Origin of the sequence: Bacteroides coprosuis, from assembly GCF_020741705.1 — a bacterium.
Lineage (GTDB): Bacteria > Bacteroidota > Bacteroidia > Bacteroidales > Bacteroidaceae > Bacteroides_E > Bacteroides_E coprosuis.
Window position 1 is genome coordinate 1 of record NZ_DYYK01000075.1, and the last position, 9774, is coordinate 9774.

General features: G+C 35.5%; 11 protein-coding genes and 1 pseudogene. 9 read left to right on the forward strand and 3 right to left on the reverse strand.

Annotation, left to right across the window (positions count from 1 at the left end):
* From K8V80_RS12045 to hcp, 3 genes and pseudogenes are all read right to left on the reverse strand, one after another.
* A pseudogene (locus tag K8V80_RS12045) lies at positions 1-187 on the reverse strand (queuosine precursor transporter); the annotation flags it as partial.
* 105 nt (positions 188-292) lie between these two features.
* Complete coding sequence (locus tag K8V80_RS04360) at positions 293-682, reverse strand: hypothetical protein (RefSeq protein ID WP_276775706.1); 390 nt, start codon at positions 680-682, stop codon at positions 293-295.
* Positions 683-819: 137 nt separating this feature from the next.
* A complete protein-coding gene (gene hcp / locus K8V80_RS04365; RefSeq protein WP_276775717.1) occupies positions 820-2472 on the reverse strand; it encodes a hydroxylamine reductase in 1653 nt (550 codons plus the stop codon).
* Between the two features lie 287 nt (positions 2473-2759).
* Here hcp and K8V80_RS04370 point away from each other — a divergent pair, with 287 nt between their 5' ends.
* The 9 genes from K8V80_RS04370 to K8V80_RS04410 all read left to right on the forward strand — a co-directional run bounded on the left by K8V80_RS04370 (position 2760) and on the right by K8V80_RS04410 (position 9763).
* A complete protein-coding gene (locus K8V80_RS04370; RefSeq protein ID WP_276775707.1) occupies positions 2760-3443 on the forward strand; it encodes a Crp/Fnr family transcriptional regulator in 684 nt (227 codons plus the stop codon).
* Positions 3444-3604: 161 nt separating this feature from the next.
* Positions 3605-3943: a TM2 domain-containing protein gene (locus K8V80_RS04375; RefSeq protein ID WP_006745128.1), complete on the forward strand. Its 339-nt coding sequence runs from the start codon at positions 3605-3607 to the stop codon at positions 3941-3943.
* On the forward strand, positions 3915-4340 hold the full coding sequence (locus K8V80_RS04380) for a DUF2752 domain-containing protein (protein WP_006745127.1): 426 nt from the start codon (positions 3915-3917) through the stop codon (positions 4338-4340). The genes K8V80_RS04375 and K8V80_RS04380 overlap by 29 nt, the downstream gene beginning before the upstream one ends.
* A gap of 129 nt (positions 4341-4469) precedes the next feature.
* Positions 4470-4919 carry a DUF4252 domain-containing protein gene (locus tag K8V80_RS04385; RefSeq protein WP_276775710.1) on the forward strand — a complete coding sequence of 150 codons (450 nt, stop codon included), beginning with the start codon at positions 4470-4472 and terminating at the stop codon, positions 4917-4919.
* On the forward strand, positions 4916-5416 hold the full coding sequence (locus tag K8V80_RS04390; protein ID WP_276775711.1) for an RNA polymerase sigma factor: 501 nt from the start codon (positions 4916-4918) through the stop codon (positions 5414-5416). Before K8V80_RS04385 ends, K8V80_RS04390 begins: the two co-directional genes overlap by 4 nt.
* Entirely contained in the window at positions 5409-5936 is a 528-nt protein-coding gene (locus tag K8V80_RS04395; protein WP_276775712.1) for a hypothetical protein, read from the forward strand. The genes K8V80_RS04390 and K8V80_RS04395 overlap by 8 nt, the downstream gene beginning before the upstream one ends.
* Positions 5933-6418 (forward strand): DUF4252 domain-containing protein, encoded by a 486-nt coding sequence (locus K8V80_RS04400; RefSeq protein ID WP_006745123.1) that lies wholly within the window; start codon positions 5933-5935, stop codon positions 6416-6418. Before K8V80_RS04395 ends, K8V80_RS04400 begins: the two co-directional genes overlap by 4 nt.
* 97 nt (positions 6419-6515) lie before the next feature.
* Positions 6516-7028 carry a hypothetical protein gene (locus K8V80_RS04405; protein ID WP_276775714.1) on the forward strand — a complete coding sequence of 171 codons (513 nt, stop codon included), beginning with the start codon at positions 6516-6518 and terminating at the stop codon, positions 7026-7028.
* A 560-nt stretch (positions 7029-7588) separates the two neighbouring features.
* A complete protein-coding gene (locus K8V80_RS04410) occupies positions 7589-9763 on the forward strand; it encodes a hypothetical protein (RefSeq protein WP_276775715.1) in 2175 nt (724 codons plus the stop codon).
* The last annotated feature ends 11 nt before the right edge of the window (positions 9764-9774 follow it).

Sequence of the window (9774 nt, forward strand, 5' to 3'; positions counted from 1 at the left end):
TTGTTGCAAAAAGATTGGCTGCAATAAGGCAGACATTAAACACAATGCCCATCAACATGAATGGGACAGATACTTTTTCTTTCATATATTCTTGTTTTTTACGTGGTTGACCAAGCACACGTCCTACACCCCAGTAGCGGGTAAGGAGGTTTGTTTTTTTGAATTGGCTGCAAAGATAAGAAGAAATCTAGGGATAGAAAGAAAAGCTGTTTTTTGGGTTGGGAAATAGTCTAATAGCTGTAAGTAAAAGATTTACAAAGCATAGGCATTCCTACTATATAAATCAAACCACTTATCTCTTAAATATTATTTTCCCTTTCTTCTCCCAATATCCGTCCACTACGATTTGAGCTTTTTTACGGGTGCCCCATTCGCTACACCATTTTGTTTTGAAGTAGAAAGGGTGCAGGAAGTCTTCTACTTTGTAGAGGTTGTCGGCTACTCGGGTAACCTGATATTCCCCTGATTTTATATCGTTGTCTGAGGATTGTACGAGGTAGTTTTTGGCATCAATCACATCATCCCAGTTGTTTAGAATGATGATGTTATCGGGGACTCTTTCTTTTTTGTAGAAGGCTGTAATTTCATATTCATCTTTTTGCGTGCTATCGGTAGAAGAGAAGAGTGAGGTAGAAGTGATTAATAGCACTAAAGTCAAGGTTGTTAGTATGAACTTTTTCATAGGACATTCTTTTACGGTATGTATTGGTAAGATAATAAAAATGGCAGCAAAGAGAGCTCTTTACTGCCATAATTTGAGTGAGTTATTATTCTATTTATAACCTATCACTTATTTAGAATCGGATCAAAAAAGTCGTTTTATGCAATCCATGCTTCTAGGTCATCTTCTACTTCTGAGATGCCACTAATTCCAAAGTTTTCAACTAATACGTTTACCACGTTTGGAGAAAGGAAAGCAGGAAGTGTGGGTCCTAAGTGGATGTTTTTAACACCTAAACTAAGTAGAGCTAGAAGTACAATAACTGCTTTTTGTTCGTACCAAGCAATGTTGTACACGATAGGAAGATCGTTGATATCTTCTAGTCCGAATGCTTCTTGAAGTTTCATAGCAATTACAGCTAACGAGTAGCTATCATTACACTGACCAGCATCTAATACTCTTGGAATACCATTGATATCTCCTAGAGGCAATTTGTTGTAACGATACTTGGCACAACCTGCTGTAAGGATAACGGTATCTTTGGGTAGAGCATCAGCAAAGTCTGTGTAGTAACCACGAGCTTTCATACGTCCGTCGCAACCAGCCATAACTACAAACTTACGAATATCTCCTGCTTTGACAGCCTCAACCACTTTATCAGCTAGCTGTATGACTTGGTTGTGAGCAAAACCACCCACTATAGTTCCTTCTTCTATACCTTCAGGAGCCTTACAAGTTTTTGCTAGTTCAATGATTTGTGAGAAGTCTTTCTTTCCATTTTCATCTTCCTTGATGTATGTAAATCCAGGGAAGCCTGTAGAGTTGGTTGTAAATACTTTATCGGCATAACCTGCATTCTTTGAAGGAGGTACGATACAGTTGGTTGTGAATAGGATAGGACCATTGAATGATTCAAACTCTTCACGTTGTTTCCACCATGCATTACCGTAGTTGCCCACGAAGTGTTTGTACTTCTTGAACTTGGGGTAATAGTTGGCTGGAAGCATTTCACTGTGCGTATAAACATCTACACCTGTACCTTCTGTCTGTTTGAGTAGCTCTTCCATATCTTTAAGGTCGTGACCACTAATCAAGATACCAGGTTTGTTGCTTACCCCGATATTGACTGTTGTGATTTCTGGGTTACCATAGCTTTCTGTATTAGCTTTGTCTAGTAGAGCCATCGTTTTAACCCCAAAGCTACCAGTTTCCAATACTAATCCGATAAGCTCTTCCACTGAACGATTTTTCAAAATGATATCGTTGAGAGCTTTCTGCATAAAAGCATCAATCTCTGCATCTTCATAACCTAGGCGAGCAGCATGTTCGGCATAAGCAGCCATACCCTTTAGTCCGTAGATAGTAAGCTCGGAAAGAGAGCGAATATCTTCATCTTTTTCTTTGAGCACGCCTACAACTTTTGCAGTAACATCATACTTATCTACTGTAGTATGCCAATTTAAAGCATCCAAAGAAGGAAGGTTGATTCCCTTTTCATTCGCAATCGCTTTCAACTCATCTCTTAATTTTAGAGCTGCAGTAATACGCTCTTTGATACTGTTTTCATCAAAGTTTGCATTGGTGATGGTGCAGAATAAAGCATCTCTCACAAAAGCATTAACACTCTTTTCGGCAAAGCTTACACTCTTTGCTCTAAGTTCGGTAGTAATTACTGAGATACCCTGTAGCGTAAAAATAAGTAAGTCCATGGCGTTGGCAGTAATGTAATCTTTTCCACACACACCTTTTATTGTACAACCCTGATTCTTTGCTGTTTCTTGACATTGAAAACAAAACATATTTTCCATAATCTGTATACTTTATATTGTTGATATTCTAAATTGTATAGCAAAGTAATGCAATGGTAAGGGGAATAACTGTCGCCTATGTGACATTCTATAAAATCATTTAAAAATCTTTATTCCTTCTCTCCAAGTTCGATAACCAGATAGAACGAAAGCACTATTCTTCTGTATCTAACATTATTTACTTGGTTTTGTATCGAGTTATTCCATTAAAGAATCAAAAAAATTATCTCTTCTACTTAGGTTTCTATATCTTTCCAACTTTAAATAGTAAACTGATCATATAGTGCATTATGGATGAGCAAAAAATAAGAGAGGTTCTCTCTCGGTCTTCTTTATTCGAGGGCATGTTTCAAGGAGGAATTGAAAACTTCTTGACACTCTATAATTACAAAATCGAAGAATATACCAAACACGATGTTATTGCTTTGATGGGAGATTCGTGTACGCATTTGCTCGTGGTATTGAAGGGGAATGTAATAGCCCGAATGGTATCCGACTCGGGTAAGTTTATTCAGATTGAGAAGATGGGAGAAGGACGAATTCTTGCTCCTGCTATGCTCTTTGCAACAGAAAACGTGTTTCCTGTCAATGTGATTCCCGATGATGATGTTGTCTTGCTCAAGATGAACAAACAAGAGTTTCTGCGTGCTATTCAGGGAAATGATCGGTTGCTGTTCAACTTTATTCGTATTGTATCCGATGTGAATCGCTTTTTGAGTGATAAGATTCACTTCCTTTCTCTGAGGAGCTTGAGGGGAAAGTTGGCACAATTCTTCCTAACCTTATCTGAAGCCCATGGAGATAGTGATCAAATAGAGTTGAAACTCACTAGGCAGGAGTTGGCCGATAATTTTGGGGTAAGTAGGCAGTCGTTAATCCGTTCACTAACCGAGCTAGAAGACCTCGGTTTGATATCCGTTCAGAATAGATACATTACCCTGCTCGATAGAATGCGCCTCTCCGATGAAGAATGAGGGCCTTATTGCCTCTCATTTGTAATGGAAAACCTCTCTTTTAAGAAGAATTGTAAGCAAATAATACTTTATTATAATAATAGGTGTACTATTCTTGCTATAAGTGAGTGGAATACCTTATTTTTATACTCAAACGAAAAATATATTTAATAAACAAGAGTATGGATCAAACTAGAATTGACCTTTTTATCTCAACGATGAATGATAAATTTACGTCTCAACACCTATTTGTTATGCGAGATCAGCTAGCTCATGTGGATGATGATAAATTTAGATTATTGCAAATACTTCCGTATAAGAACCCTATCGTGATGTTGATCATCTCCATCTTTGTTGGTTCTTTGGGAATAGACCGATTTATGTTGGGAGATATAGGACTTGGCATCTTAAAACTAATAACTTGTGGTGGTTTGGGTGTTTGGACTATTATCGATTGGTTTTTGATTATGGATAAAACCAAAGAGAAAAACTATGAACTGTTTTTACAAAATGCTCGTTAATCCCACAGATTTAAAATTTAGAAAAAGGTATATCATAGCCCTTGTATTACTAGGCTGTGGATACCTTTTTTTCTTTCTATTTCCCGAAGTCGCTTCTCGCCTGACATATTGCCCCTTTAAAACCATTTATCATATACCGTGCCCTGCATGTGGCACAACACGGGCTACCCTCTTGATGCTGCAAGGGCATTGGAGCGAAGCCCTTTGGACAAATCCTTTGGCACTCCTTACTCATCTCCTTATCTTATGCAGTGCCTTGTGGATGCTGCGAGATGTCATCCAAGGACGTGAAACCTTTCTCCCAGCAATGAAAAAACAGTGGAAACCCATCTATCTCATCCTTCTATTTCTCCTTTTGGCTTTGAATATGAGTTGGAATTATTACAAAGGGTTGTGATGGATACCTAGCATTCCATTTTCTTCTAAAATAATAGCGCTCTTGCTGTAACCTTTTTCATAGAGATGCGTCTTCTTCATAGAAGGCCTCTAAAAAAGAAATAGAATCAAATTTAAAATGTCAGATAATATGAAAAAGTTATATATCCTCTTGTTGTTCGTGCTTTGTACTCCTTTGCTCAAAGCACAAAACTTTACCAAACTGATTGATAAATACAAAGGTAAACCCGATGTAACCGTGCTCAATCTAGATAAGAAGATGCTTTCTTCTATGGGCAAAGATGTTCAGCAATATGGAATTGAAGAAATTCAGATACTTAGTTTAGATGAGTGTGATAAAAGTTTAATCCAAGCTTTTAATAAAGATATTGAAGCCATAAAACCCGATGGAGAGTATGAAACCTTAGTGAAGAGTGTAGAGGAGGATGAGTTCGCTCACATCTTGATCAAAGCCAAAGACCATATCATCAGTGAGATGGTAATCTTGAGTGGTGAAGAAGATGAGGGTGCGCTGGTATGGCTAAAAGGAAGTCTAGATTCAAACAACCTAGGCTTTGTAAACTATTATTTGAATAAATGACAGCCAACGAGTTTAAAGCAGAATACTTACCCCATAAGTTAAAACTGTACCGTGTTGCCTTTTGCCTACTCAAACACAGTGAAGATGCAGAAGATGCCGTGCAAGAAACTTATGTCAAGTTGTGGGGAATCAAAGATAGCCTACATGCCATACGCAATAGTGAGGCATACTGCACTACTTTGGTTAAAAACATATCCCTCGATATGCTTCGAACTCGTCAGAGAAAAGGGTATAGCATCTCTATTGATGAGGCTGTTATTCCCAGCAAGGATTCGCCTGCTGAGCAACAAATGCAAGCCAAGTATCAGTTGAAAGTGATGATGCGATGGCTTGAAACCTTACCCTCGGTCCAACGAAATGTTTTTGTGTGTCGGCATCAACAAGGATTGAGTATAAAAGAAATTGCTCAGCAGCTGAGTCTCACAGAGGTGAATGTAAAAGTGATATTATCAAGGTTAAGAAAAGAATTAAAGGAGGAGTTGAACCGCTATGAATAAAGAAAGATTAGATCAATTGTTAGCTGCCTTTTATGCAGGAGAAACTTCTCTCGACGAGGAGCAAGAGTTGATGCTGTTTTTTGCGGAACACTCTGAATTGGCAGATTCTTATCCCGAAGAAGTCCAACTCTTTCAATCCCTGTCTTGGCTCGAAGCAGATGTAGAAATACCTGCCCATCTCAATGCGAAGTTGGACACTTGGCTCGATGAAGAAATAGAGAAGTCATCATCTACCCCCAAAGGTAACAAACTGGCTAGCTGGTATCGGTTTGCCCTAGCAACAGCCGCCTCTTTGGCATTGCTTATCGGGTTGAATATCACTCTAGATGGAGTGCAACCCCAAGAAACACCCTCACTAGCTCGCGTTCAATTAACCCCCGAGGATACAGCAGAACTAACCAAAGAGGTACTATTAGCTTTTTCGGATACTTTTCATAAAGGAATACGAGGAGTACAAAAAGCAGATAATCAGATTCAAGAGGTCAATCGAGTTTTAAACAAAGTAATAAAGCAAAAATGAAGAAAATAGGAAGATATATGGTTTTGTTATTACTCTTTATAACACTACCATTAAAAGCACAGAATGATAAGTTCTTTCAAGATCTATCGAATATAAAAGGAGTAACTTCAGTTATCATATCCGAAACAATGCTTAGTTTGATAGGTGGAAACAGTGATATGATTGATATAGACAACTTTGATGTGAAGGGCATCTTGTCCAAACTAAAATCAATTCAAATATTAAACTCCGAGACAGCACAATCTACCAAAGAGATGCGTCAAAAAATACAAACCTATCTCGATAAAGTGAGTGTAATGCCCATTATGAGTGTGAAAGAAGATGATGAAAAAACGCTCATCTACTTTATCGAACCTAAAGGAAAGAAAGACTATGCTCAATTAATTCTGTTTGTAGATGAGACCGATGAAATCAGCTTCATTTCTATGAGTGGAACCTTTAAGATAGAAGACCTGAAAGGGATGATGGAGCAGGTAAAATAGTAGAGTTGAAAAAAGAATTAAAATAAATTTACTTTAACTGCCATATATTGATATCTTTGTTCCTAATAATTAAGTTATGAATCAATACAATTAAACTATGAAAAGAATAAACCTGTTGGTCCTGTTGCTAGTTTGCACACCCATGCTCTTTGCTGGTAATATCAATGATCTGTTTGAGAAGTGGAAAAAAGATTACCAAAAGTCGGAATTGGTAAAGTGGGAAGAAAAAGAAGCAACCGAAAAAGATAATGCTGAAATTAGAGAAGAATCGGGCATAGCCGACTTATCTGTCAAAAAAGGAGAGGGTTTTGAATCTTCATCAGCAGAAGTAGCTAAGGTTCTACGTGCAGATATGGCCAATCTTAAAATAGATCAGCCCTTTGTACCTATTTTTAATCAAAAATTACCCGATAATACGCTTATTACCATTGTAGGACATAAAGGCAGTAAAAATTGGGATAAAGCTTATATCGTAGTAGTAGATAAAAACAACAAATCGACTGTATTCCGTGTAGAAGGTAGTTTATCTGATGCTTCTTATAAAGAGCACATAGAATCTACTGTGGCTATGATCAACCAGATGGCTGCCATGATGAGTATGATGAAGTGATTTCTCAAAAGTAATATTTATACATAAAGATAAAGCTAAAAAGGTCTACGCAAGTAGGCCTTTTTTTATGTCGGTGTCAAGAACTCAACATGTCGGTGTCATGTCATCTTTTTGACTAGGTTATGACGTCGTTATATCGGTGTCAAAATAATGTGCAGAAATAAGCGTATAATTATACGGAGTAGAAATGGATAAATATTTGATGTGGAGAGGGGAGAGAAAGCAGACTTATAGGCATAAAAAAAGGAGCAACACTTTGCTCCAATCTTGTTAACCTTAAATCTAATACTATGAAAAACACAGTTGCAAAGGTAGGGTTTTTGGCGAAACATCCTAATTGATCTGTCTTCTAAACATGTTTTATAACATGGTTTAAGATTTCGGGGTTGGTTATTAACGTTTTATAAAGTTGCGTGGTGCTGGCTATTTATGCTTAAAATGGTTTTATGGTAAGGGGTGAAATGGATTAGCTTTATTTTATTCTTTTCTTTTCATAAAAAGGCTTGACTTTGTAAGTATTTGTTGAGAACTTAGAAAGACTAACTTTAAATTAAAATATTATGCAAAAAATGAAATTTTCTCTACGAAACTGCTATGGTATAGGTGGCTTTTCTCATGAATTTGACTTTGCTCAAAGTAATTCAGCTTTAATCTATGCCCCAAACGGAGTTATGAAATCCTCTTTTGCTAAAACACTATTAGATGTGTCTAGAGAAAATGAACCAAAAGATTTGATTTTTCCTAAGAAAGAAACATCATGTAGTATAAAAGTAGATGGTACAGAGCTCGATCCTAAACATATATTTGTTGCTTTACCAGAAGATAAAGATGAGTACAATAGTATTACAACTTTTCTGGCATCTAAGGAGTTAAAACAAGAATATGATCAACTCCATAAGGAGTTGATTGAGATAAAAGACAAGTTAATAAAGCCCTTAAAAGAGCTTAGTAAAAGTAGTGACTGTGAATCTGAATTCATCAGAGTGTTTAGAAAAAAAGAAAAAGATACTTTTTTTGATTGCTTAGAGTATGTAGAAAATGCAATTATTGAAAACTTACCACTCTATACTTTTAAGTACAATGATGTTTTCGATAAGGATGGAAAAGTAGAGAAGTTTCTAAAGAACCATCAAGAAATGCTTGATCAGTATTTTAAAAGGTATAACGAACTTCTAAGTGGATCTACTTTATTTAAGAATAATGCAAAAGGAAATTCTTTTGGCACTTATGAGGCTCAAATACTCTTAAAGTCTGTCAAGGATAATGCTTTCTTTGATGCTAATCATTTTTTCACATTAGAAAGTGGGGAAGAAATAAAGTCACAGGATGAACTGAATGAGTTGTATAATGATGAATTGACTAAAATACTTTCTGATAAAGAATTACAAAAGAATTTTAATAAAATTGATAAGGCTATTACAAGTAATACTCAAGTAAGAGATTTAAAAAGAGTGTTAGATCAAGATCACAGTATTTTATCAGAGCTAGCAGATTACTCTGGATTTAGGAAGAAAGTTTGGAAGGGGTATTTATTTGAATTAAAATCAGAGTTGAATTCTGTACTGATAGCTTATCGAGATAAGAAATCAAAACTAAAGGATCTTTTAGATAGAGCTAAAGAAGAAACGAGTGTTTGGCAAGAGGTGATAACTATTTATAATCAACGTTTTTATGTACCATTTAAAGTAGAACTATCTAATCAAGAGGATGTAATACTAAAACAAGAAGCGGCTACACTGAAGTTTTCATACCAAGACTCTAGAGAGGAAGAACCAATAGAACAAGATAAAAAAAGCTTGCTTGAAGTATTGAGTACAGGAGAAAAAAGAGCTTTTTATATTCTTCAAATAATCTTTGAATTAGAAGCGAGAAAAAGAACAGGGGAAGAATACCTTTTAGTTTTTGATGATATAGCAGACTCTTTCGATTATAAAAATAAATATGCTATTTTAGAGTATCTATATGAGATTCATAATCATGGAAATTTCAAGATGATTGTTTTGACCCATAATTTCGATTTCTATAGAACATTTGCATCGAGATTTGAATCAGTAACGAATTTAGCTTTTGTAGCAACTAAAAATCACAAAAGAATAATTACTCTGCGAAAAAAATCCTTTAATAAGTCTTTATTTCAGCAATATTTAGGTATAGCTCATACAGATTTAGAGAAGTTTGTATCGTTAATACCTTTTGTAAGAAATATTATTGAATATAGTCAAGGACATGAAGTTCATAATTATCAGATTTTAACTGCTTGTCTTCATATAAAAAAAGAAACAAGAAACCTCTCACTAAAAAGTATAATTGAAGTATACAAACAAGAAACACCATTATTTAAGGGTGAAGAATGCAAATTTGATCCTTCAATAAAACTGTTAGATGTCATTTATAATGAAGCTAATAAAGTTGAAAAAAAAGAGAAAAATGAAGTGGCTTTAGATAAAAAAATAATTCTTTCCATAGCTATCAGGTTAAAAGCAGAGGAACTTATGTTAAAGGAATTAGATCAGAAAGGTGTTGAATATACAGAGATTAAGACTTCACAGACTAAAGCATTAGTAAACCTTTGTGATAAAAACAATATTCTTTCACAAAGTAAACGAATGCTTATTGACCAAGTGGTTCTTATGACTCCTGAAAATATTCATTTAAATGCTTTTATGTATGAACCCATAATTGATACATCAGTATATCACTTAATAGATCTTTATCAAGAACTTCAAATGCTATAAATTTAAAAAGG

Coding starts and splice junctions, on each gene's coding strand:
- K8V80_RS04360 (WP_276775706.1), bottom strand. CDS start 682: ATGAAAAAGTTCATACTAACAACCTTGACTTTAGTGCTATTAATCACT.
- K8V80_RS04370 (WP_276775707.1), top strand. CDS start 2,760: ATGGATGAGCAAAAAATAAGAGAGGTTCTCTCTCGGTCTTCTTTATTC.
- K8V80_RS04375 (WP_006745128.1), top strand. CDS start 3,605: ATGGATCAAACTAGAATTGACCTTTTTATCTCAACGATGAATGATAAA.
- K8V80_RS04380 (WP_006745127.1), top strand. CDS start 3,915: ATGAACTGTTTTTACAAAATGCTCGTTAATCCCACAGATTTAAAATTT.
- K8V80_RS04385 (WP_276775710.1), top strand. CDS start 4,470: ATGAAAAAGTTATATATCCTCTTGTTGTTCGTGCTTTGTACTCCTTTG.
- K8V80_RS04390 (WP_276775711.1), top strand. CDS start 4,916: ATGACAGCCAACGAGTTTAAAGCAGAATACTTACCCCATAAGTTAAAA.
- K8V80_RS04395 (WP_276775712.1), top strand. CDS start 5,409: ATGAATAAAGAAAGATTAGATCAATTGTTAGCTGCCTTTTATGCAGGA.
- K8V80_RS04400 (WP_006745123.1), top strand. CDS start 5,933: ATGAAGAAAATAGGAAGATATATGGTTTTGTTATTACTCTTTATAACA.
- K8V80_RS04405 (WP_276775714.1), top strand. CDS start 6,516: ATGAAAAGAATAAACCTGTTGGTCCTGTTGCTAGTTTGCACACCCATG.
- K8V80_RS04410 (WP_276775715.1), top strand. CDS start 7,589: ATGCAAAAAATGAAATTTTCTCTACGAAACTGCTATGGTATAGGTGGC.